Raw genomic sequence first — 22,270 nt, forward strand, 5'->3', positions numbered from 1 at the left:
AGGGGGAGACCGCCGAGCAGACGGTCACCGCCACTCCTGGTACGGGGGATGAGCCTATGAGTCCGCGCTCGGAACCGGAAATGCACTGTCGTTGCGCATCGGCGGACGATCATTGCGCGATGACGGAGAGTATGGGGAAACATTGCGCTCCGCCGACCGCGGGCCTCGCCGCCGCGGTGAACGCAGGAGCGCTGGTCCGGTGAAACGCGCCGCACGCCGTGGTGAACGCGGACGTCGTCCTGCGGTGAACGCAGGCGTCACAACTCCCGCAGCCTGGTGGCGATCTCACGCAGCAGCACCGGGTCGTGCAGGTTCCGGGGCGTCACCGGCTCGGAGATCCTGACGAGACCGGCCTCGGCGAGGTCGGCGAGCAGCACACGGACGACGGTCAGCGGCAGATCGGCGTCGGCGGCGATCTCGGCGACCGGCCGGGGCTCGCGCCGCACCAGCTCCAGCAGCGCGCTGCGGGCGTGGTCGAGCGGCAGGTCGACGCCGTCCGGGTCCAGGGCCGTGACCTGGGACATCAGGTCGATGTTCTGCTCGGACGCGGGCCGGGTCCGCCCTCGGGTGACGGTGTAGGGCCGTACCAGGGGACCGGACTCGTCCTCGTACCAGTGGTCGCTCACGAGGACTCAGGTGCCGGTGTCCTCGGGGCCCGAGCGCGTGGGCACGGCCATGTGCCGTCCCACGCGCCGGACCAGCAGTGCCATTTCGTGGGCGAGCTGACCGACGTCCGTCTCGATGTCGGAGAGGACGGCCAGCCGGCTGCCGTCACCGGCCGGGGTGATGAAGAGGAAGGCGTTGTCGAGCATCACCATCGTCTGCCGTACGCTGCCCGCCGCGAACCGGTCGCCCGCCTCCTTCGCCAGGCTGTGGAAGCCCGCGCAGACGGCGGACAGATGCTCGATGTCCCGCCTGACCATGCCCCGGGACGCGCTGCCGACCAGCCCGTCCGCCGTGAGGAGCACCGCCTGCTGCACATGACCGGTCCTGGCCACCAGGTCGTCGAGGAGCCAGCCCAGGCCGGTACTTTCTCCGGTGCCTTCGTCAGCCATCGTCGTCGGTCCCTTCATCGGTCGTGCGGGCTTGCGGTGCGGTGCTCGGCGACTCGGGACCGACGCTGTCGTCGCGACGGCCGCGGTCCAGCCCCCGCTGGAAGGATCCGAAGATCGAGCGCATCTCCTCGGCGGACACCTCGCGGTCGGGGCCCCCGGCGGCGGACCGCGGCGCGTCACGCAGCGGGGGCGCGAGGGAGGCCTGGCGCACGCGGGTGGGCAGCCCTTGCAGCGGGGCCGCGGGGGCCGCCGACTCGCTCGGCCCGGCGGTCGGGTCCGGTACGGTTGCCGGCCTGGCGCCGGACGGGGTGTTCCCCTCCGTCGCAGGTACGTTCATCTCGGCGGCAGGGCCGGTCCCGTCCGTCGCAGGTGCCGCCTTCTCGGCGCCCGTGACAGTCCCGTCCGCCGCAGGTGCCGCCTTCTCGGCGGCAGGGCCGGTCCCGTCCGATACCGCCACCGGCCTTGCTCCGGACTCCGTTGTCGCCGTCGTCCTCTCCGGCGCGGGTTCCGGGTCACCCGTGGCACGGTCGTGCATGAGGGGCACGGGTTCGAGCGTGCGCCGCAAGGCCTCGGCCCGTACGGCCCGAGGCCGGGGCGGCGGCACGCTCTCCCGCTCCGCGGCGGCCTTACCCGGCTGCTCGACGGCGGCGAGGACCGCGGTGGGCAGGAAGACCACGGCCGTGGTGCCGCCGTACGGGGAGCGGGTGAGGGTGACACCGATGCCGTGCCGTTCGGCCAGGCGGCCGACGACATACAGCCCGAGGCGGTCGTCCTGCGCCGGATCGAAGTCGCCGGGCCGGGCCAGCGTCCGCTGGGCCTCCTCCAGCGCGGCCTGGTCCATGCCGAGTCCGCGGTCGTCGATCTCCAGCGCGAAGCCGTTGCCGACGCGTCCGGTGCGCATGGTGACCTGGGTGTGCGGCGGGGAGTACACGGCGGCGTTCTCGACGAGTTCGGCGACGAGGTGCACCACGTCCGCCACGGCGTCGGCCGTGATGCCGACCGCGGGCATGGGCGGTACGACGACGCGCGCGTAGTCCTCGATCTCGCCGACGGCCGCGGACACGATGTCGACGACCGGCACCGGCCGGCGCCATCGACGGCCGGGGGCGGCGCCGGAGAGGATGATCAGGCCCTCCGCGTGCCGGCGCATCCGGGTGGTCAGATGGTCGATGCGGAACAGGTCGTCGAGTGTGTCGGGGTCGCTGGTGCGGCGCTCCAGGGTGTCGACGAGCTTGGACTGACGGTGCACGAGCGCCTGGTTGCGGCGGGCGATGTTGAGCAGGACGGCGAAGATGCCCCGGCGCAGCGTGGACTGCTTGACGGCGGCCTCGACGGCGGCCAGCCGCGCGGCGTTGAGAGCCTGGCCCACCTGGTCGATCTCGTCGATCTCGTCCGGGCCGCGCTTCGGGTCGCCGAAGTCGAGGGGCGGAGCGGCGGCTGCCGCGTCGACCTCCTCGCCCGCGGCGAGCCGCTCCATCACGTCGGGCAGCTGGCGGGTGGCCAACAGGCCCGCGGCGTCGCGCAGTTCCTCCAGCCGGCGCGAGATGCGGCGGCCGCTGGCCACCGAGAACCAGATCGACAGACCGACCGCGGCCAGTCCCGCCACACCGACGACCGCCGCCTTGATCATCTCGTGGTAGGCGAAGGCGCGGCCCCGGTCGGACGCGTTGATCGCCGCATCGGTGCACAGCAGCATGTACCGCTGGACCGCGCGGTCCGTCGTGTCGCGCCAGGAGTCGCCGGCCATCGCCTCGCCGGCACCCGCGGGACCGGCCCGCAGCAGTGTGTCCTCCTGGGCGGCCAGGGCCCGGTAGACATCGCTGCGCTCGAAGCCGGCGAAGAGCTGCCGGGAGTCGGCCGGGAGGTCGGGCACATACGTGCGGTGGAAGACCCGGCGGTCCTCGATCGTGGCGGTGAGGGTGTCGTACTGCGCGTCGCTCAGCCGCCCGGCGGCGTGCGCGCCCGCCACCAGTGCGTCCTGCCGGGAGACGAACTCCCGCACCCGCACGAGTTCGACGACGACCTGCGCCTCGCGGGCGAGTTGGCCGGCCTGAAGCGCGGTGAGCGTGGACTGCACGTCGAAGGTGGGCTCCACCATCGTCGTGTACTCCTCGATCGCGCGGTCCCAGGAGATGGTCCGGCCCACGACCTTCTCGCGCAGCGCCTCCAGACCGTCGGCCGCGTCCGTCATCGCGTCCAGGGACTCCCGCTGGCGTGCGGAGAGGTCCTCGCGCCGCTCCCGGTCGCCGATCGCCTCGCGCATCGCGCGCACGGCCCGGTCTGTGGAGCGCTGCTGCTGGGTCAGACCGGCGACGGCGGCAGCGCCGTCCTGCGGCCCCGCCCCCAAGTACGCGGCGGAGAGCCGTCGTTCGATCTGGATCTGTCCCACGGCGGTGTCGACCGGCGTACCGAAGCTCTCGTACACGCTCTGGAGCCGTATGAGCGCTCGGAGATCACCGGTCACGGAGACCATGGCAAAGGTCCACAAGGACATCAGAGCAATGACGGGTATGACCGTCAATGTCACGATCCGTCCCCGGATCGTGGGGCGGCGAAGTCGCCGGCGCATGGTCTCCCCTGGGCAAGAGAGCTACTGAACAGCGGTGATTACCCCCGAGTAGGGGGCAGTCAAGTTACGCGACGCAGCATGCGCAACGCAACGTTCCTGGGGGTAACCGACCGTTCAGTAGGCACGGTATTTTCTGACTCCCCGTCAGTCCGTTGCGCGGTGCGCAAGCACCGCTCCGCGACCCGCAACCCGACCCCTGGAGGCCCCGGTGACCTGGCTCGATCCTCATCCGTTCCTGCGCGGAGTGGCCTGGCTGGACCGAGGACGGCCGGTGCGTGCGGATCCTGCGGACGCGCGCCGGCTGCCCTGGGACGCCTGGGAGCGGGCCACCCTGCCCATCGGCGTGCGCCTGGAGTTCACGGCCGATGACGCCGCCGCGGTCGAGATCCGCTATCGCGCCTCACCGCCGGGCGAGAGCGACGCGCTGCGGGATCTCCCGCACTGCTTCGCGCTGTGGCAGGACGGCCGCTGCGTCTCGGAGACGATCACCGAGCCCGCCGCCGAGTCGGTGGTCACCCTGGCGCTGCCGGGCAGCTCCGCCGCGCCCTTCACCGTGCATCCGCCCGAGTCCGTGGCACCCGAGATCCTCGGGCTGCGCGCGGTCGGCGGCTCGATCGCGCCCGCCCCACGGCAGCCCCGCTGGCTCGTGCACGGCGACTCCATCACCGAGGGCTGGTGGTCCACCCGTCCCGCCCATTCCTGGCCCGCCACGGCCGGTCGGCGGCTGGGCCTGGACACCGTCAACCTGGGATACGCGGGGTGCGCACACGGCGAGCCGGCCCTCGCGGAACAGCTGGCGTCGCTGGACGCCGATGCCATCACTCTCGCCTTCGGCACCAACTGCTGGTCCAGCACTCCCTGTTCGGCGCCGCTGATGTACGAGACGGTCCGCACCTTCCTCACCCTCGTACGACAGGGCCACCCCCGCACGCCCCTCCTGGTGGTCTCCCCCGTCCTGCGCCCCGGTGCGGAGAACACCCCGAACCGGCTGGGTGCCACGCTCGCGGATCTGCGGACGGCGATGGAACAGGCCGTCACGGACCGCAGGGAGGGCAGTGACGGCCAGGACGCGGACGACTGGCTCGCCCTGCTTCCCGGTCTCGACCTGCTCGCGGCTGAGCAACTGGCCGACGGGGTGCATCCCGACGACGAGGGACATGCCGTGCTGGCAGCCGCGGTGGCCGAGGCCCTCCCCTCCGCGCGGCCGAACTGATGAGGTGCAGACGCAAATACATGCTCCGGGACGGGGTACGCGAGCTGCGATGAACACTGAACCGCGGGTGGTGGCCGACCCCCCGCTCCCCAGCGACAGCGCCCGGGCCCGCAGGGCGACCGCGGACTTCCTGGCGCGCCACTGCCCGTGGGCCGACCTGGACGCCGTACTGCTCGTCGTGTCCGAGCTGGTCAGCAACGCGGTGCAGCACACGGCCGGCTGGTGGCGGCTCCATCTGGCGGCGGCCCAGGACACGCTGGTCGTCGAGATCGACGACTCCAGTCCCGCGATCCCGGTGTCCCGCGAGCCGGACTTCAGCGGCAGCGGCGGATTCGGCTGGCACATGGTGCACCAGCTCGCCGGAAAGGTGGAGATCAGCCCCCTGCCCTGCGGCAAGCGGGTCCAGGCCACGTGGGTGAGGAAGATCCCCGCGGCGGCGTCTGCCTGCTGACGGCGGCCGGAAGGGCCGAGCGCGCTGCCCGCCCGCAGGTGCCGGCCCGCGGGCCCCCTTCGCCACACCGCGGCGGCATCGTCACGCGGTACGCAGGAACGACAGCACACGGCGCGCACGAACCACGGCGCCCTCCCACGCATCAACGGCGCGCTCTCCCGGAATCACAGGAGGCGGCGCCCCCTGTCAGGTGGGGCGCCGCCTGTCCCGTGGGGGGATCTTCCCGTGGGGGGAAGTGTGAGGGCGGGAGTTCACGCTCCCGCGAGCAGGCCCTCGCGAAGTCGCGAGGTGATGCGGTTCAGCAGCCGGGACACATGCATCTGCGAGACGCCGAGCTCCGCACCGATCTCCGCCTGCGTCAGCTCCTGGCCGAAGCGCATGGCGAGGATCAGCCTGTCCCGGTCGTCGAGTTCCTGGATGAGCGGCTTGAGCGCCTGCACGTTCTCGGCGATCTCCAGATCGGTGTCCGGTGCGCCGAGCCGGTCGGACAGCGGTGCCGACGCGTGATCGGAGGCGTCGTCGATGGGCGTGTCGATGGAGCCGGCGGTGTAGCCGTTGCTCGCGACGATGCCCTCGATGACCTCTTCCTCGTCGAGCTCGAGGTGCGCGGCGAGCTCCGCCGTGCTCGGCGCCCGGTCGAGCCGCTGCGAGAGCTCGTCGGCCGCCTTCGCCAGATCTATCCGCAACTCCTGGAGCCGCCGCGGCACATGGACCGCCCAGCTGGTGTCACGGAAGAACCGCTTGATCTCACCGACGATGTACGGGACGGCGAAGGTCGCGAACTCCACCTCGCGGCTCAGCTCGAACCGGTCGATCGCCTTGATCAGGCCGATCGTCCCGACCTGGACGATGTCCTCCATCTGCTCGGCCCGGTTCCGGAAGCGGCCGGCCGCGTACTTCACCAGAGCGAGGTTCAGCTCGATGAGGGTGTTCCGCACGTACTGGTAGTCGGGGGTGCCTTCCTCCAGCGAGGACAGGCGCACGAAGAAGACCTTGGAGATCTCCCGTGCGTCCTTGGGAGCGACCGCCCTGGGGTCCCGCACCTCCGGAAGCTCGAGCTCGCGGCTCGGGCACCGTGTTCCCGGCTCTGTGCGTTCGGTCGCAACCGTACTCGCCGTGGACACTAAGTCCTCCCCTGCTCCGTGGTCAGTGCAACGGCCCGTCTACCCCGAGTCCTCCCACACATGCCTCTGAATTTCGAACTCGTGGAAAAGGCTGGTGGGAGCGGCCTGTCGGAGCCGACCCGGATAGCCAGATGGCAGATGGCAGATGGCACGGATGCAAGCGCAGACGCAGACGTCCGGCCCCGGACGATGCCGGGACCGGACACGAACGGCCGTGCGGGCGAGGGCTCGTCGCCCGAGATCCTGTCGCTCGGATCAGGCGCTGTCAGGCCCTGCGGTGCTCAGCTCCAACTGGCGTGCAGCGGCTTGCCCTCGGCGTACCCCGCGGCGCTCTGCACACCGACGATCGCCCGCTCGGCGAACTCCTCCAGGGAGTTGGCGCCGGCGTACGTGCAGGACGAGCGGACGCCCGCGATGATCGAGTCGATGAGGTCCTCGACGCCGGGACGGGTCGGGTCGAGGAACATGCGCGAGGTGGAGATGCCCTCCTCGAACAGCGCCTTGCGGGCCCGGTCGTACGCGGATTCCTCACTCGTACGGTTGCGGACGGCCCGCGCGGACGCCATGCCGAAGGACTCCTTGTAGAGCCGTCCGTCGGCGGTCTGCTGGAGGTCGCCCGGGGACTCGTACGTACCGGCGAACCACGAGCCGATCATGACGTTGGACGCGCCCGCGGCGAGCGCCATGGCGACATCGCGGGGGTGGCGGACACCGCCGTCGGCCCAGACGTGCTTGCCGTACTTCTTCGCCTCGGCCGCGCACTCCAGCACCGCCGAGAACTGCGGCCGGCCCACGCCGGTCATCATGCGGGTGGTGCACATGGCACCGGGGCCCACGCCGACCTTGATGATGTCGGCGCCGGCCTCGACGAGGTCGCGCACACCCTCGGCGGCGACGATGTTGCCCGCCACGATGGGCACGTGCGGGTCCAGTCCGCGGACCGCCTTGATCGCGGCGATCATCGATTCCTGGTGGCCGTGCGCCGTGTCGACCACGAGGGTGTCGACGCCCGCGTCGAGAAGCTGCTTGGCCTTGCCCGCGACATTGCCGTTGATGCCGACGGCCGCGGCGATGCGCAGCCTGCCCTGGGCATCCACGGCAGGGCTGTAGAGCGTCGCGCGCAGGGCGCCCTTACGGGTGAGGATGCCGACGAGACGGCCGTTCCGGTCGACCGCAGGGGCGTAGCGCCTGTTGGCCGCGTCCAGCGTGTTGAAGGCGTCGCGGGGGTCGATGTCCGCGTCGATCAGCAGCAGGTCCTTGGACATGACCTCGGAGAGCTGGGTGAAGCGGTCGACGCCGGTCAGGTCGGCGTCGGTGACGACTCCGACGGGCCGGTGGTCGGCGTCGACGACCACGCCGGCGTCGTGGGCACGCTTGGGCAGCAGGGCCAGCGCGTCGGCGACGGTCTGCGTGGGGGCGAGCACGATCGGGGTGTCCAGGACGTGGTGACGCGTCTTGACCCAGCCGATGACCTCGGTGACGACCTCGATCGGAATGTCCTGGGGGATGACGACGAGCCCGCCGCGGCGGGCGAGCGTCTCCGCCATCCGGCGGCCCGCGATGGCGGTCATATTGGCGACGACCAGCGGGATGGTGGTACCGCTTCCGTCGGGGGACGAGAGGTCCACACCCAGACGGGAGCCCACGGCCGAGCGGCTCGGCACCATGAACACGTCGTCGTACGTCAGGTCGTACGGCGGCTTCAGATCATTGAGGAAACGCACGTGCTGATCATCCCAGTCGATCGGAGTTGGCCCCCGGTCATCTCAGCCGGGGAAATCGCACGTACTTCATTGTCCCATGCCCACCCGCATGCACGGCCCGGACGATTCCTCCAGGTCAGCACGGGTGGGCTCGTGCGATCGTCCAAGGCCGTCCGCCCGGCCCGCACCCGTCAGTCGTCGGGGTCCGCACGCTCCAGCGCCGGGCGTGGCCCCGCCTGGACCGAGAGCAGGTGGTCGGCGGCCGCCGTGTCCGTCACGAGGCTGGTGACGAGGCCGGAGCGCAGGACGGCCGCAATGGCCTCCGCCTTGCGCTGGCCGCCCGCGATGGCCACCACCTCGGGGATGCGGCGCAGCCGGTCGGCCTCGACGGTGATGCAGCGTTCGCCCAGGTCACGGCCGACGCGTCGGCCGTCCCGGTCGAAGAGGTGCGCCGACATCTCGGCGGCCACACCGAAGGAGGCGTACCGGGCGCGCTCCTCGTCGCTGAGCATGTCGTACACCGTCGAGATGCCCGGCTCCCAGGACCCGATGGAGACGGCCGCGACGGTGACCTTGTCGAAGTACTCGAAGGCGCGGGCGATACCGGTCTGGTTGCGCAGCGCGGCCGCGGTGGCGGCGTCGGGCAGCAGCATCGGCGCGTAGATGGGGTGGGCGTCGCCGCCGGAGACCTGGGCCGCGCGTCTGACCGCCTCCACCGAGCCGCGCTCGGCGGTACCCGCGTCGTAGACGCCCGTGAGCTGGACGACGGTGCAGGGCGGCAGCCGGTCCAGCGCGGCCGCCATGTGGATGGTGGACCGGCCCCAGGCCAGACCCAGCACATCACCCTCGTTCACCAGTTCGCCGAGCAGGTCGGCGGCCACCTCGCCCAGGTTCTCCGGGTCCGGCGACTCGTCCGCGGCCTCGGCCGGCGATTCGACCACGACCGCGTGACGCAGTCCGAAATGGGCACGGAGGGCGTCGGAGCGCTCGGCGTCCAGCTCCGCCGGGACGCGGATCTCGATCCTGACGAGATCGCGTTCCAGGGCGGTCTCCAGAACGCGCGCCACCTTGAAGCGGCTGACGCCGAACTCCTCCGCGATCTGGATCTTGGACTTGCCCTCGAGGTAGAAGCGGCGGGCCATGGCCGCCGCCTGCACCAGCTCCGCGGGTCCCATCCGCAGGGCAGACCGTCCCGCCGACCTTGCAGACACCGCGATCTCCTCACTGCTGTTCGCACTCCAGATCTGCAATCCTGTCAGATCCGGCGGTTGTCGATCAGCCCCGAAGGGCCGAGTTCACTTGCTTGTGGCTCAGTGGTTGCAAGCCCAGCTCGCCGAGGCGATGCTCTGCTCCCCCTTGGCACGCAGGGCGCGCACCGCCTGGGCCGGGTCCTCGGCGCCGTAGACCGCGGAGCCCGCGACGAAGACGTCCGCGCCCGCCTCGGCGCACCGCTCGATCGTGGCGTCCGAGACTCCGCCGTCCACCTGGAGCCACAGGGCGAGGCCGTGCTTGGAGATCAGCTCACGGGTGCGGCGGATCTTGGGCAGCATGATGTCGAGGAAGGCCTGACCGCCGAAGCCGGGCTCCACGGTCATGATCAGCAGCATGTCGAGCTCGGGAAGCAGATCCTCGTACGGCTCGATCGGGGTGGCCGGCTTGAGCGCCATCGAGGCGCGGGCCCCCTTGGCGCGGATCTCGCGGGCCAGCCGGACCGGTGCGGCGGCGGCCTCCACGTGGAAGGTGACGGATCCGGCCCCTGCCTCGACGTACTGGGGCGCCCACCGATCAGGGTCGTCGATCATCAGATGGCAGTCCAGCGGGGTGTCCGTCGCCCGGCTGAGGGATTCCACGATCGGCACACCCAGCGTCAGGTTGGGCACGAAGTGGTTGTCCATCACGTCGACATGGAGCCAGTCGGCGCCCTCGACGGCCCTGGCCTCTTCCGCCAGGCGGGAGAAGTCGGCGGAGAGGATACTGGGGTTGATCTGTACGGCCATGGGCCAAGCCTGCCATGTTCCGGGGGTCTTCCCCTCCCCGGTACGGGTTCCGGTCCGGACCAAAGGGCTCCGGGATCAGCACAGTCCGTGCAATCCTGGCGTTTTCGGCCAGGGTCGAGGCCAATGGGGGCGTCATGCCGGACGGGAACACGGGACGGATGCGGCCTCGCCGGGGCGTCGCCCACCTGGTCTGCGGGCCACGCGCCAAGTGGATCGTGGTCGTGCTCTGGCTGGCGGTGATGGTGCTGGCGTTCCCCCTGGCGCAGAAACTCACCGACGCCCAGGACAACGACGCGGCGTCCTGGCTGCCCGGCAGCGCGGAGTCCACTCAAGTCCTGCACGAGGCCGAGGAGTTCAGGCCCGAGGTCATTCCGGCCATCGTCGTCTACGCCCGCGGGAGCGGCCTCACGGCGGCCGACCGTGCGCGTATCACCGAGGACGTCGCCGAGCTGAAGCAGCTGAGCGCGCACGGCGTGCTGGGCGACGAGGTCCGCGGTCCGGTGCTGGACCGGCCGTCGGATCCGCGGGCGGCCCAGGTCTTCGTCCCCATCGTCATGGACGAGAAGGGCTGGGAGCGGATCGGCCCGGCCGTGGACTCGATCCGCGGGGTGACGGGGACCGGGACGGATGGCCTCGCGGTGCACGTCACGGGTCCGGGCGGCACGGCGGCCGACTCCTCCGCGGCCTTCGAGGGCATCGACTCGACGCTGCTGGTCTCGGCGCTCGCCGTGGTGATCGTGATGCTGCTGATCACCTACCGCAGCCCCACGCTGCTGCTGGTGCCGGTGATCGCGGCCGTTGCGTCGCTCTCCACCGCGCAGGCACTGATCTATCTGCTGGCGGAGTACGCCGGTCTGACCGTCAACGGGCAGAGCGCGGGCATTCTGACGGTCCTCGTCTTCGGCGCCGGGACGGACTATGCCCTCTTGCTGATCGCGCGCTACCGCGAGGAGTTGCGCCGCCACGAGGACCGGCACGAGGCGATGGCTCTCGCGCTGCACCGTGCGGGGCCGGCCGTGCTGGCGAGCGGAGCCACGGTGGTGCTCGGCATGCTGGTCCTGCTCTTCGCCGAGATGAACTCCACCAGCGGCCTCGGCCCGGTCGCAGCGATCGGGGTGGCGGTGGCGCTGATCGCCATGATCACGCTGTTCCCTGCCCTGCTCGTCATCTTCGGCCGCTGGATCTTCTGGCCGGTGATCCCGCACTTCGGCTCACCCGAGCCCACGGAGTCCGGAGTGTGGGCACGGATGGGCCGGTGGATCGCCCGGCGGCCGCGGGCGATCTGGGCCGTCACGGCGGTCGTTCTGGTGGCCTTCTCGATCGGCCTGACCCAGCTGCGCGCCGAGGGGATCAGCAACGCGGACTCCTTCACGGACAAGCCCGACTCGATCGTCGGACAGGAGGTCCAGGCGCAGTACTTCCCCGCGGGCAGCGGCGACCCGCTGATCATCATCAGCGACGCGGCACAGGCCGGGCGGGTGAGGGCGGCCGTGGCGTCCACGCCCGGCGTGGTCCCCGCCTCGATCACCGTTCCGCCCGGCACCAAGCCCGTGCACGAGGGGCGGGTGCTCGTCGAGGCGACGATGACCGCGCCCGCGGACAGCGCGGCGGCGAAGGACACCGTGGAACGCGTCCGGGACGCGGTCCACGCGGTCCCGGACGCGGATGCGCAGGTGGGCGGCGGCACAGCTGCCCTGCTGGACATGGACACCGCCACCCGACACGACAACCTGCTGATCATCCCGCTGGTCCTGCTGGTCGTCCTGCTGGTACTGACGGTCCTGCTGCGGGCCCTGGTGGCGCCGCTGCTGCTGATCGCGACGGTGGTGCTGTCGTTCGCCGCCGCGCTGGGGCTCAGTGCGCTCGCGTTCCGCTACATCTTCGACTTCGCGGGCGAGACGACGGACTTCCCGCTGTTCGTCTTCGTGTTCCTGGTCGCGCTGGGCATCGACTACAACATCTTCCTGTCCACGCGTATCCGCGAGGAGGCCGGCCGCCAGGGCACACGAGCGGGCGTGGTGACGGGCCTCGCCGCCACCGGCGCGGTGATCACCTCGGCGGGCCTGGTTCTGGCGGGCACGTTCGCGGCGCTGGGCACCCTCCCCATCGTCGCCTTCGCCGAAATCGGCTTCGCGGTGGCGCTCGGCGTCCTGCTGGACACGTTCGTCGTCCGCTCGGTCCTGGTCACGTCCCTGTTCCTGGACGCGGGCCCGAGGGTGTGGTGGCCGCACCCGATGTCACGCGAGGAGGACCCGAAGGAGCCCCCGACGAAGGCGGAGGAACCGGCGAAGGTCTGACGAAGGTCTCACTCGTGGGCGCAGGGGCCCGCGTCTGTCTGCCGGAACACGCGTCCCTCGCGGCCGCCCCTGAACCCGCCGGGGCAGCCTCGGGCCTGTCGGCCCGACACTCCTCACCCCGTGCGCCTCAGCAGTGCCAGATACATCGCGTCCGTGCCGTGCAGATGCGGCCACAGCTGGACGTCCGGGCCGTCGCCGAGTGCCGGGACGTCCGGCATCAGGGGCCTCGCGTCCAGGAGTTCCGCCTCGACCGGGTCGCCTCCGCGGCCGCGGAGGACGTCGTCGACGACCACGCGCGTCTCGGCGAGGTGCGGTGAACACGTCGCGTATCCCACCACTCCCCCGACCCGGACCGCGCTGAGCGCCTCGCGCAGCAGGGCGCGCTGGAGCGGTGCGAAGCCCTCCAGGTCCTCGGGACGGCGGCGCCAGCGGGCCTCCGGGCGGCGGCGCAAGGCGCCGAGGCCGGTGCACGGGACGTCGACGAGCACCCGGTCGAACGTGCCCGGCAGCCACGGCGGGCGCGTGCCGTCCGCGGCGATGACCTGGTACGGGCCGGGGTTGCCCGCCAGCGCCCGCTCCACCAGGCGCGCGCGGTGCGGCTGCTTCTCGGCGGCCAGGAGCGAGGCACCGCGCTGCGCCGCGAGCGCCGCCAGCAGGGCCGCCTTGCCACCGGGACCGGCGCAGGCGTCGAGCCAGCGCTCGTCGGCGCCCTCCAGCGGCGCACCGGCCAGCGCGATCGCGACGAGCTGGCTGCCCTCGTCCTGCACGCCCGCCCGGCCCTCGCGTACCGCCTCCAGCGCGCCCGGCTCGCCGCCCTCCGCCATCCGTACGGCATACGGGGACCAGCGGCCCGGCAGGGCTGATTCCTCGCCCACCGCCGCCAGCAGCTCGTCCGTCGTGGAGCGGCCGGGACGGGCGACGAGGGTCACCTCGGGACGCTCGTTGTCGGCCTCCAGCAGGTCCTCGATGCCGGCGCGGCCACCGCCCAGGGAGTCCCACAGTGCGGAGACGACCCACCGCGGGTGGGAGTGCACCACGGCGAGATGGTCCTCGGCGTCCTCGTCGTACGGCGGGGCGACCCGCTCCACCCAGGTGTCGAGGTCGTCCTGCGAGATCTTGCGCAGCACGGCGTTGACGAACCTGGCGCGCCCGTCGCCGAGCACCACCCGCGCCAGCTCCACGCTCGCCGAGACCGCGGCGTGCGTCGGAATACGGGTGCCGAGCAGCTGATGGGCACCGAGCGCCAGCACATCGAGCACCGGCGGATCGACCTCACGCAGCGGCCGGTCGATACAGGTGGCGATGATCGCGTCGTACGTGCCCTGCCGGCGCAGTGTCCCGTACACCAGCTCCGTCGCCAGCGCCGCGTCCCGCGCGTCGAAGTCGCCCTGCTCGCGGGCCTTCTTCAGCAGCGGCGGCAGGACGAGGTTGGCGTACGCGTCCCGCTCGTCGACGGCCCGCAGTGCCTCGAAGGCCAGGATCCGCACCGGATCCTTCTTCGGGCGGCGGTAGGGCTTGGGGGTACGGCGACGTGCCTGCTCGTTCAAAGGTGCTCCGCGATCGAAAGGGTCCAACCCCCTCAGCCTACGTCGGCGACGCCGACGCGCTCACCGGGGGCGATCCGCACCCCGCGGGCCCAGTCGGCGGCGCGCATCGGCTTCTTGCCCTGCGGCTGGACCCAGAGCAGCTCGACCGCGTGGGACCCGGTGCCGACGTGGACGTTGTTCTTGCCGGCCGCGAGTGCGCCGGGAGTGAGGTCCATGCGGTCGGCGGCCGGCCGCGCGTTCACGATCTTGAGCCGTTCGCCGCGGAACTCCGTCCAGGCGCCCGGCGCCGGGGTGCAGGCGCGGATGACGCGGTCCACCCGCAGGGCCGGGGCCCGCCAGTCGACGCGGGCGTCCTCGACGGTGATCTTCGGCGCCAGCGAGACGCCCTCCGCGGGCTGCGGCACCGCGTGCAGGCTGCCGTCCTCGATGCCGTCCATGGTCGCCGAGAGCAGTCCGGCACCGGCGAACGCGAGCCGGGTGAGCAGATCGCCGCTGGTGTCGGTGGACCGCACCTGCTCGGTGATCACGCCGTAGACCGGGCCCGAGTCGAGGCCCTCCTCGATCAGGAAGGTGGCGGCGCCCGTCATGTCGTCCCCGGCGAGCAGGGCGTGCTGCACCGGCGCGGCGCCGCGCCAGGCCGGGAGCAGCGAGAAGTGCAGGTTCACCCAGCCGCGTGCGGGCACGTCGAGGGCGACCTTCGGCAGCAGCGCGCCGTACGCGACGACGGGGCAGCAGTCGGGCGCGATCTCCCGCAGCCGGGCCAGGAAGTCCTCGTCCCGCGGCTTGGCCGGCTTGAGCACCTCGATCCCGGCCTCTTCGGCGCGCTGCGCGACCGGACTGGCGACCAGGTGCCGTCCGCGTCCCGCGGGCGCGTCCGGCCGGGTGACGACGGCGGCCACCTCGTGCCGCCCGGAGGCGATCAGGGCGTCCAGAGCGGGTACGGCGACCTCGGGGGTGCCTGCGAAGACGAGCTTCATGGGGTGGCTGACTGCCTCTCAGGCTGGATGGAGCGGTGGGGCGGCGACGCGTGCGTCGACGAGCAGCACACCAGTCTATGGGCCCCTGGCGCAGGGGGCGTACGGGCCGCCGCGCGCCCCACGCATATGCGTCCACGCCCCCGAGGCGTGACCACATCGCCCGCTGGCGCGTTGGTCAAGAGAGATTGACCGAAACGGGCCGCCAGGATGCGGCCCACCCCCTTTTCAACGCCGGTTCGAGAGGCTTGCCAATGGCCGACCACGCAACCCACGACGCCCAAGCCCGGGCAAGTCTGCATCTGTTGGTGCGGGACATCGAGCGGGTCCGCCGGCAGGTGGACGCATTGCGCACGCTCACCGCGCAGCTGGGCAATGTCTACCGGCCCCGCCGCTCCGGCCCCTCCGCGGGCTTCGTCGTCTACGGCAGGGCTCCCGCGCCGACCGTCCGTCTCGCCCAGGAGCTGCGGGACAGCGTCGAGACGCTGGTGACGGCGGCGGTGGACTTCGACCGCTCGCTGGGCTTCTCGTGGGACGCGGTCGGTTCGGCGCTCGGGGTCACCAAGCAGGCCGTCCACCGCCGTTACGGCGCCCGCAGGGCCACGCAGCAGGCGGCCGTCGACGGGGACCACGCCGTGGAGACGACGACGCGCACGCTCCCGCCGACGGGAATCCCCTCGCCGGGGCTGCCGGCGCCGGGGCTGCCCGCGGTGCCCGCCGCCCGCACCATGCCGCCGCAGCCGACGGCCACCAGCCAATCCCTCCGGGAGGAGGCCCGCCCGAGCGCCTTCCCCGGCCCGCGCAACGGCTGACCTTCCACCCCCGGCTGCTGCCCCCGCCCGCGAGGACGGGGGCAGCCGTCTGTCGTCGCGTACGACCACGGGGGGGGCGGTGGGACGTGCGCAGCCGGTGGAGGACCGGGCGCGCCACGCAGCGAGCACCCCGCGGCGGGTCCTCAGCCGATGTCCGGAGGGTCGATCCTGATCCGGACCTGGTCCGTACCCCCGCGTGCCATCCGGGCCGCCTGCGCCGCCTTCAGAGCAGCCGCGAGCGCCGCCCCGCTGCCCGGCGGAACGCGCAGCAGCGCCCGCTCCCAGCTCTCCCCCACCGGCGGATCGCCCGGCCGACGCGGCCGGCCGGGGTCCGCGACAGGCAGCGGTACCGGGCCCAGCACCTCCACATCGGGTGGGAGTCCGGCCGTCGAGATGAAGGCCGCCACGACATCCGCCCGGCCGGTCACGGCCGCCATCCGCGACACGGGCGGGAATCCGAGCTCGGCCCGCTCGGCCAGTTCCCGCTGGGCATGACCGACGGGGTCCCAGCGGACGAGCGCCTGGACGGGCCGCAGGGTCGGTTCGGCGACGACGACCACGGTGCCGCCCTCGCTCTGGCCGCGCACCAGGGACGACGCGTCGATCCAGCGTCTGAGCGCGTCCTCGCCGGCGCGCAGATCGGGCCGCCCCAGCATCGCCCAGCCGTCGAGCAGCAGTGCCGCCGCGTAGCCGCCCTCGGCGACGGGCTCGGCACCCGGGGTGCTCACCACCAGCGCGGGCCGCGCCGGGACGGTGTCCAGCACATGGTCGCGGCCCGAGGTGCGCACCGGGACGGCGGGAAAGGCCCGGCCGAGCTCCTCGGCGGTGCGCCGTGCGCCGACGACACTCGCCCGCAGCCGCGCAGCCCCGCAGGCCACGCAGTGCCAGTCCGTGGCACCGCGCCCGCACCAGCGGCAGGTCAGATCACGCGCGTCCGGTGCTTCGAGAGGTCCCGCACAGTGCCGGCACCGGGCCGGGGTACGGCACCGCTCACAGGCGAGGCGGGGCGCGTAGCCGCGCCGGGGCACCTGCACCAGCACCGGTCCGCTCTTCAGCCCCTCCCGCACGGCCTGCCAGGCCACGCTGGGCAGCCGCGCGGCCCGGGCCGCCTCGTCCCGTGCCAGGTCCTGGTCGCCGACCGTACGGACCAGTGGCGCGGCGGTGCGCACCTGCTCCCGGTCGGCGGCCAGCGGCAGCGCCCAGCCGCTCTCGACCAGCTGGGCCGCCTCCACCGTGCAGCTCGTGCCGCCCAGCAGGAACGCGCAGGTCTCGTGGGTGGCGCGGAGTTCCAGTACCTCTCGGACGTGCGGGAAGGGGGCGTTCTCGTCGCTGTGGCTGGAGTCGCCGTCGTCCCAGACGGCGACCAGTCCGAGGTCCTGCACGGGGGCGAACATCGCGGCCCGCGTCCCGACGACGGCCTTCACCGAGCCTCTGCGCACGGCGAGCCACTGGCGGTACCGCTTCTCGGGCCCCGACTCGGCGGTCAGCAGCGCATGCCGGCCGGCACCCAGCAGCTCGGTGAGCGCGGCGTCGACCCGCGCCGCACGCCGCCCGTCCGGCACGACCACCAGGGCGCCCCTGCCCGAGGCGAGGGTGGCGGCGACGGCGCGCGCCAACTCGTCGGGCCAGCGAGGGCCGGGCAGCGCGGTCCACACGGCCCGGGGTGTCCCTCCGGATGCCAGCGCCTCCAGGAAGGCGGGCCCCCGGCCGTACCGCGTCCAGCTGCCGGGCTCGGGGACCGGCGGCGCGGGCAGCGGGTCGGGCGACGGCTTGGACTCGGCCCGTCCGTTCCTCGGCGGGATCGCGAGTTGGAGGACGTCCGCGAGGCTCCCCGCGTACCGGTCGGCGACCGCACGTGCGAGGGCCAGCATCTGCGGGCCGAGCACGGGCTCGGGCGAGACGACATAGGCGAGCGCGGCGAGCGCCCCGCCGTAGTCGCTCTCGGCACGCCGCTCGACGAGGAAGCCGTCGATCAGACCGCCGCCCTCGCGCCGTCCGTCGCGCACCCGGTGCCCCCCGGCGCCGAAGCGCACACGCACCCGCACCCCCGGCTGCGCGTCGGCGTCGAGCTCCTCGGGCACGGCGTAGTCGAAGTACTGGTCGAGGTGCAGCACGCCTTTGTTGACCATCACCCGCGCCACGGGCAGGTCCCGGGCGAGCGCCGCACCCCGCCAGGTCCGCGGCTTGGCCTTGGGCACCTTGGCCTTGCGGACGGTCTCCCGGATGAGCGCAAGCTGCTCCGGCCCACCGGCGGCGGGCTCGTCGGGCTGCTCGTTGTCGCTGCTCACAGCCAAATTCCTACCAGATGCCACCGACAGCGGGCCCGGGCCGTGGTGCGGCCCCGGAGCACGGCCGAGGCCCGGTACCCCCTCAAGGGTGCCGGGCCTCGGGCCGTGCGGGAGGTACGGGGCTACAGGCCCGCGGCCGTACGCAGCGCGTCCACGCGGTCCGTGCGCTCCCAGGTGAAGTCCGCGAGCTCGCGGCCGAAGTGGCCGTAGGCGGCCGTCTGCGCGTAGATCGGGCGCAGCAGCTCCAGGTCGCGGATGATCGCGGCCGGACGGAGGTCGAAGACCTCCCCGATGGACTGCTCGATCTTCTCGACGTCGACCGTCGCGGTGCCGAAGGTCTCGACGAAGAGACCGACGGGCTCGGCCTTGCCGATCGCGTAGGCGACCTGGACCTCGCAGCGGGCGGCGAGGCCGGCGGCCACGACGTTCTTCGCGACCCAGCGCATCGCGTAGGCGGCCGAGCGGTCGACCTTGGACGGGTCCTTGCCGGAGAAGGCACCGCCGCCGTGGCGGGCCATGCCGCCGTAGGTGTCGATGATGATCTTGCGGCCGGTGAGGCCGGCGTCGCCCATCGGGCCGCCGATCTCGAAGCGGCCGGTCGGGTTGACCAGCAGGCGGTAGCCGTCGGTGTCCAGCTTGATGCCGTCCTCGACGAGCTGCTTCAGCACGTGCTCGACGACGAACTCACGGATGTCGGGAGCGAGCAGCGAGTCCAGGTCGATGTCCGACGCGTGCTGCGAGGAGACCACGACGGTGTCCAGACGGACCGCCTTGTCGCCGTCGTACTCGATGGTGACCTGCGTCTTTCCGTCGGGGCGCAGGTACGGGATCGTCCCGTTCTTACGGACCTCGGAGAGACGGCGGGAGAGCCGGTGCGCCAGGTGGATCGGCAGCGGCATCAGCTCGGGCGTCTCGTCGCAGGCGTAGCCGAACATCAGGCCCTGGTCGCCGGCGCCCTGCTTGTCGAGCTCGTCCTCATCGCCCTCGACCCGCTTCTCGTACGCCGTGTCGACACCCTGCGCGATGTCCGGCGACTGCGCGCCGATGGAGACCGAGACTCCGCAGGACGCGCCGTCGAAGCCCTTCTTCGAGGAGTCGTAACCGATCTCGAGGATCTTGTTGCGCACGAGCGTGGGGATGTCGGCGTAGGCCTTGGTGGTCACCTCGCCGGCGACGTGCACCAGGCCGGTGGTGATCAGGGTCTCCACGGCGACGCGGGACGTCGGGTCCTCGCGCAGCAGTGCGTCGAGGATGGTGTCGCTGATCTGGTCAGCGATCTTGTCGGGGTGACCCTCGGTCACAGACTCCGAGGTGAAGAGACGGCGGGACACATCGCTCCCTGGGGTTGCAGCGGCTGCTGGCTGATCATTGGCGGACCGGCAGGGGGCTGCGCCCCGCGACGTTCCATGGGCAGTTTATCCGTCGCCCTCCTCCGGCAGTCCACCTGTCTCGCTCCGTGGGAGTCCGATGGGACCACTGTCACCTGCGGCGGAGGGGTGGCGGAACGGCAGGAGGGCCGGATTTCACCGTCGGTACGCCGGGTTTGGCCGATTTTCGCCCATCTGTCGATCCGCCATCAAGAATTCACCCGAGCCTGGGGGCCACCAGGTCCCAGACGGTGTCCGCGAGCGCCTCCTTGGGCCCGTGCGGCACGGGTGTCTCGCCGCCGTCCGCGGTGAGGACCACCGCCTCGTTCTCCTCCGAGCCGAAGGTCTTGCGCTCGCCGACCTCGTTGACCACGAGCAGGTCGCAGCCCTTGCGGCGGAGCTTGTCGCGGCCGTTGGCGAGGACGTCGTCGGTCTCGGCGGCGAAGCCGACAATCACCTGATCGGCCCGAGCCCGTTCGTGGGAGATCTCCGCGAGGATGTCGGGGTTGCGGACCAGTGCGATCGGCGCCGGCTCCTGCCCGTCCTTCTTCTTGATCTTTCCGGAGGCGTAGGCGGCGGGCCGGAAATCGGCCACCGCGGCGGCCATCACGACCGCGTCGGCGTCCGCCGCGGCCTTGATCACCGCCTCCCGCAGCTGCACGGCCGTGCCGACGTGGACGACGTCGCACCCCGCGGGATCGGCCATGTGGGTGTTGGCCTCGATGAGCGTGACCCGGGCACCGCGGGCCGCGGCCGTACGGGCGAGGGCGTACCCCTGCTTACCGGAGGAGCGGTTGCCCAGGTACCGCACCGGGTCGAGCGGCTCGCGCGTGCCGCCGGCGCTGACGACGACATGGCGGCCGGCCAGATCCGGCTCGGCCGCGCCGCGGGCGAGTACCCGGCGGCACACCTCGAAGATCTCGCCCGGATCGGGCAGCCGGCCCTTGCCGGTGTCGACCCCGGTGAGCCGTCCCACCGCGGGCTCGACGACCACGGCGCCGCGGCGCCGGAGCGTCGCCACGTTCTCCTGGGTCGCCGGGTGCTCCCACATCTCCGTGTGCATCGCGGGGGCGAAGACCACGGGACAGCGAGCGGTGAGGAGGGTGTTGGTGAGGAGGTCGTCGGCGATCCCGTGGGCGGCCTTGGCCAGCATGTCGGCGGTGGCCGGCGCCACCACGACGAGGTCGGCGCCCTGGCCGATGCGGACGTGCGGCACCTCGTGGACGTCGGACCAGACCTCGGTCGAGACGGGGTGACCGGAGAGCGCCGACCAGGTCGCCGCACCGACGAAGTGCAGGGCGGACGCGGTCGGCACCACCCGGACGTCGTGGCCCGACTCGGTCAGCCTCCGCAGCAGCTCGCACGCCTTGTACGCGGCGATGCCACCGCTGACCCCCAGAACGACCTTCGGCTTGTCCACTGCGTCTCCCCGCACTCGGCTCGCTTCCCTCCCATGACACACCACAGGCCCGGCGGATGTTCCGCCGGGCCTGGGATGAAAGTACCGCTACGCCTTACTGGGCCGGACCCTCAATGGCCTCGGAGGTCAGCAGACCCGCGTTGATCTCGCGCAGGGCGATCGAGAGCGGCTTCTCGTGGACGTGGGTGTCAACGAGCGGACCGACGTACTCGAGCAGGCCTTCGCCGAGCTGCGAGTAGTACGCGTTGATCTGACGCGCGCGCTTCGCCGCGTAGATCACGAGGCTGTACTTCGAGTCCGTGGCCTCGAGCAGCTCGTCGATCGGCGGGTTGATGATGCCCTCGGGCGTGGAAATGGAAGAGGACACGCTCTACCTTCCGACAGATGGGAAAAAGCGAAAACGGTGCTGGGATCCGGAACTCACTCCCCGGAATCCGAAGAAGACACCGCCATCAAGGCTAGCAGCTCGCGCGACACGTCCTCGACAGAGGTGTTGACCAGTGTGGTGTCGAACTCCGACTCGGCGGCCAGCTCGACCTTCGCGACCGTGAGCCGGCGCTCGATCACCTCGGTCGACTCGGTACCGCGGCCGGTGAGGCGGCGGACCAGCTCGTCCCAGCTGGGCGGGGCGAGAAAGACCAGTTGGGAGTCCTGCATGGACTCCTTCACCTGCCGGGCGCCCTGGAGGTCGATCTCCAGCAGCACGGGCTCGCCCGCCTCCAGGCGGTCGTGCACGGCATGGCGCGGCGTGCCGTAGCGGTTGCCCGCGAACTCGGCCCATTCGAGCAGCTCACCGTTGGCGATCAGCTTGTCGAATTCCTCGTCGGAGACGAAGAAATACTGAACGCCGTGACGCTCGCCGGGACGCGGCTTTCTGGTGGTCGCCGACACCGAGAGCCAGACCTCGGGGTGGACCTTGCGCATATGCGCGACGACCGTGCTCTTACCGACCCCGGAGGGGCCGGAGAGCACGGTCAGCCGCGGACGTACCTCTGCTGCCATGCAGCGATTATCCAGGTTCCCGGGGGTGCCCGGAAACGTCAGGCGGCACCGCCGCCGAACTCGCGCTCGAGAGAGGCGATCTGGTTGGAGCCGAGACCGCGCACACGGCGGCTCTCGGAGATGCCGAGCCGCTCCATGATCTGCTTGGCGCGGACCTTGCCGACGCCGGGCAGGGACTCGAGCAGGGCGGAGACCTTCATCTTGCCGATGACGTCGTTCTCCTGGCCCTGCTTGATGACCTCATGGAGGGATGCACCGGAGTGCTTGAGTCGATTTTTGACCTCGGCCCGCTCCCGGCGAGCCGCGGCGGCCTTTTCGAGCGCGGCTGCGCGCTGTTCAGGGGTAAGGGGCGGAAGAGCCACGCCTACGTCACCTCGGATGTCGAACTGTCGGATACGGACCGGTGAGGAACCTAGTCGCCCCACACCAGGCGAGCAACGAGCAACGCACT

19 protein-coding genes are annotated in these 22,270 nt (G+C 71.9%); 4 read left to right on the top strand and 15 right to left on the bottom strand.

The window, feature by feature from the left end; genetic code table 11:
- Positions 1-257: 257 nt before the first annotated feature.
- From ACQPWZ_RS05940 to ACQPWZ_RS05950, 3 genes are read right to left on the bottom strand one after another with little or no spacing between them, the layout of a single operon-like run.
- Positions 258-626, bottom strand: coding sequence for a DUF742 domain-containing protein (locus tag ACQPWZ_RS05940; RefSeq protein ID WP_340472058.1), 369 nt, complete (start codon positions 624-626; stop codon positions 258-260).
- Positions 627-632: 6 nt separating this feature from the next.
- Complete coding sequence (locus ACQPWZ_RS05945) at positions 633-1,055, bottom strand: roadblock/LC7 domain-containing protein (RefSeq protein ID WP_340472059.1); 423 nt, start codon at positions 1,053-1,055, stop codon at positions 633-635.
- A complete protein-coding gene (locus tag ACQPWZ_RS05950; RefSeq protein WP_433573772.1) occupies positions 1,048-3,528 on the bottom strand; it encodes a nitrate- and nitrite sensing domain-containing protein in 2,481 nt (826 codons plus the stop codon). Before ACQPWZ_RS05950 ends, ACQPWZ_RS05945 begins: the two co-directional genes overlap by 8 nt.
- Positions 3,529-3,832: 304 nt before the next feature.
- Between ACQPWZ_RS05950 and ACQPWZ_RS05955 the strand changes: the two genes are divergently transcribed.
- Both ACQPWZ_RS05955 and ACQPWZ_RS05960 read left to right on the top strand, forming a co-directional pair.
- Entirely contained in the window at positions 3,833-4,837 is a 1,005-nt protein-coding gene (locus ACQPWZ_RS05955; RefSeq protein ID WP_433570847.1) for a GDSL-type esterase/lipase family protein, read from the top strand.
- Positions 4,838-4,886: 49 nt separating this feature from the next.
- Positions 4,887-5,288 carry an ATP-binding protein gene (locus tag ACQPWZ_RS05960; RefSeq protein ID WP_383235892.1) on the top strand — a complete coding sequence of 134 codons (402 nt, stop codon included), beginning with the start codon at positions 4,887-4,889 and terminating at the stop codon, positions 5,286-5,288.
- 251 nt (positions 5,289-5,539) lie between these two features.
- On the opposite strand, the gene ACQPWZ_RS05965 is transcribed toward ACQPWZ_RS05960, so the two are convergent.
- The 4 genes from ACQPWZ_RS05965 to rpe form a co-directional block, all read right to left on the bottom strand.
- Positions 5,540-6,412, bottom strand: coding sequence for an RNA polymerase sigma factor SigF (locus ACQPWZ_RS05965; RefSeq protein ID WP_433570848.1), 873 nt, complete (start codon positions 6,410-6,412; stop codon positions 5,540-5,542).
- A gap of 281 nt (positions 6,413-6,693) precedes the next feature.
- Positions 6,694-8,157 carry a GuaB1 family IMP dehydrogenase-related protein gene (locus tag ACQPWZ_RS05970; RefSeq protein ID WP_433573773.1) on the bottom strand — a complete coding sequence of 488 codons (1,464 nt, stop codon included), beginning with the start codon at positions 8,155-8,157 and terminating at the stop codon, positions 6,694-6,696.
- 149 nt (positions 8,158-8,306) lie between these two features.
- On the bottom strand, positions 8,307-9,290 hold the full coding sequence (locus tag ACQPWZ_RS05975; protein WP_313949087.1) for a sugar-binding transcriptional regulator: 984 nt from the start codon (positions 9,288-9,290) through the stop codon (positions 8,307-8,309).
- 135 nt (positions 9,291-9,425) lie between these two features.
- Complete coding sequence (gene rpe, locus ACQPWZ_RS05980; protein WP_340472063.1) at positions 9,426-10,112, bottom strand: ribulose-phosphate 3-epimerase; 687 nt, start codon at positions 10,110-10,112, stop codon at positions 9,426-9,428.
- Between the two features lie 134 nt (positions 10,113-10,246).
- Here rpe and ACQPWZ_RS05985 point away from each other — a divergent pair, with 134 nt between their 5' ends.
- A complete protein-coding gene (locus ACQPWZ_RS05985) occupies positions 10,247-12,409 on the top strand; it encodes an MMPL family transporter (protein ID WP_433570849.1) in 2,163 nt (720 codons plus the stop codon).
- Positions 12,410-12,522: 113 nt separating this feature from the next.
- Here the strand turns inward: ACQPWZ_RS05985 and ACQPWZ_RS05990 are convergent, their stop codons facing one another.
- Positions 12,523-13,956 carry an RsmB/NOP family class I SAM-dependent RNA methyltransferase gene (locus tag ACQPWZ_RS05990; protein WP_340472064.1) on the bottom strand — a complete coding sequence of 478 codons (1,434 nt, stop codon included), beginning with the start codon at positions 13,954-13,956 and terminating at the stop codon, positions 12,523-12,525.
- Between the two features lie 32 nt (positions 13,957-13,988).
- Positions 13,989-14,933: a methionyl-tRNA formyltransferase gene (fmt, locus tag ACQPWZ_RS05995; protein WP_433570850.1), complete on the bottom strand. Its 945-nt coding sequence runs from the start codon at positions 14,931-14,933 to the stop codon at positions 13,989-13,991.
- A 251-nt stretch (positions 14,934-15,184) separates the two neighbouring features.
- On the opposite strand from fmt, the gene ACQPWZ_RS06000 reads away from it, so the two are divergent.
- Positions 15,185-15,742, top strand: coding sequence for a hypothetical protein (locus ACQPWZ_RS06000; RefSeq protein WP_356704577.1), 558 nt, complete (start codon positions 15,185-15,187; stop codon positions 15,740-15,742).
- 143 nt (positions 15,743-15,885) lie between these two features.
- Here the strand turns inward: ACQPWZ_RS06000 and ACQPWZ_RS06005 are convergent, their stop codons facing one another.
- The 6 genes from ACQPWZ_RS06005 to ACQPWZ_RS06030 all read right to left on the bottom strand — a co-directional run bounded on the left by ACQPWZ_RS06005 (position 15,886) and on the right by ACQPWZ_RS06030 (position 22,181).
- Complete coding sequence (locus ACQPWZ_RS06005) at positions 15,886-18,030, bottom strand: primosomal protein N' (protein ID WP_405568412.1); 2,145 nt, start codon at positions 18,028-18,030, stop codon at positions 15,886-15,888.
- A gap of 122 nt (positions 18,031-18,152) precedes the next feature.
- Entirely contained in the window at positions 18,153-19,361 is a 1,209-nt protein-coding gene (gene metK / locus ACQPWZ_RS06010; protein ID WP_340472068.1) for a methionine adenosyltransferase, read from the bottom strand.
- Positions 19,362-19,614: 253 nt separating this feature from the next.
- Complete coding sequence (gene coaBC / locus ACQPWZ_RS06015; RefSeq protein ID WP_340472069.1) at positions 19,615-20,817, bottom strand: bifunctional phosphopantothenoylcysteine decarboxylase/phosphopantothenate--cysteine ligase CoaBC; 1,203 nt, start codon at positions 20,815-20,817, stop codon at positions 19,615-19,617.
- A gap of 94 nt (positions 20,818-20,911) precedes the next feature.
- On the bottom strand, positions 20,912-21,184 hold the full coding sequence (gene rpoZ, locus ACQPWZ_RS06020) for a DNA-directed RNA polymerase subunit omega (protein WP_028814064.1): 273 nt from the start codon (positions 21,182-21,184) through the stop codon (positions 20,912-20,914).
- 53 nt (positions 21,185-21,237) lie between these two features.
- Positions 21,238-21,819 carry a guanylate kinase gene (gene gmk / locus ACQPWZ_RS06025; RefSeq protein ID WP_340472070.1) on the bottom strand — a complete coding sequence of 194 codons (582 nt, stop codon included), beginning with the start codon at positions 21,817-21,819 and terminating at the stop codon, positions 21,238-21,240.
- 38 nt (positions 21,820-21,857) lie between these two features.
- A complete protein-coding gene (locus tag ACQPWZ_RS06030) occupies positions 21,858-22,181 on the bottom strand; it encodes an integration host factor (RefSeq protein ID WP_005319887.1) in 324 nt (107 codons plus the stop codon).
- Positions 22,182-22,270 lie beyond the last annotated feature (89 nt).

The organism is Streptomyces sp. CA-251247, assembly GCF_050952975.1.
Taxonomy (GTDB): Bacteria; Actinomycetota; Actinomycetes; order Streptomycetales; family Streptomycetaceae; genus Streptomyces; species Streptomyces achmelvichensis.

Coding starts and splice junctions, on each gene's coding strand:
- ACQPWZ_RS05945 (WP_340472059.1), bottom strand. CDS start 1,055: ATGGCTGACGAAGGCACCGGAGAAAGTACCGGCCTGGGCTGGCTCCTC.
- ACQPWZ_RS05950 (WP_433573772.1), bottom strand. CDS start 3,528: ATGGTCTCCGTGACCGGTGATCTCCGAGCGCTCATACGGCTCCAGAGC.
- ACQPWZ_RS05960 (WP_383235892.1), top strand. CDS start 4,887: ATGAACACTGAACCGCGGGTGGTGGCCGACCCCCCGCTCCCCAGCGAC.
- ACQPWZ_RS05975 (WP_313949087.1), bottom strand. CDS start 9,290: ATGGGACCCGCGGAGCTGGTGCAGGCGGCGGCCATGGCCCGCCGCTTC.
- rpe (WP_340472063.1), bottom strand. CDS start 10,112: ATGGCCGTACAGATCAACCCCAGTATCCTCTCCGCCGACTTCTCCCGC.
- ACQPWZ_RS05985 (WP_433570849.1), top strand. CDS start 10,247: ATGCCGGACGGGAACACGGGACGGATGCGGCCTCGCCGGGGCGTCGCC.
- fmt (WP_433570850.1), bottom strand. CDS start 14,933: ATGAAGCTCGTCTTCGCAGGCACCCCCGAGGTCGCCGTACCCGCTCTG.
- ACQPWZ_RS06000 (WP_356704577.1), top strand. CDS start 15,185: ATGGCCGACCACGCAACCCACGACGCCCAAGCCCGGGCAAGTCTGCAT.
- gmk (WP_340472070.1), bottom strand. CDS start 21,819: ATGGCAGCAGAGGTACGTCCGCGGCTGACCGTGCTCTCCGGCCCCTCC.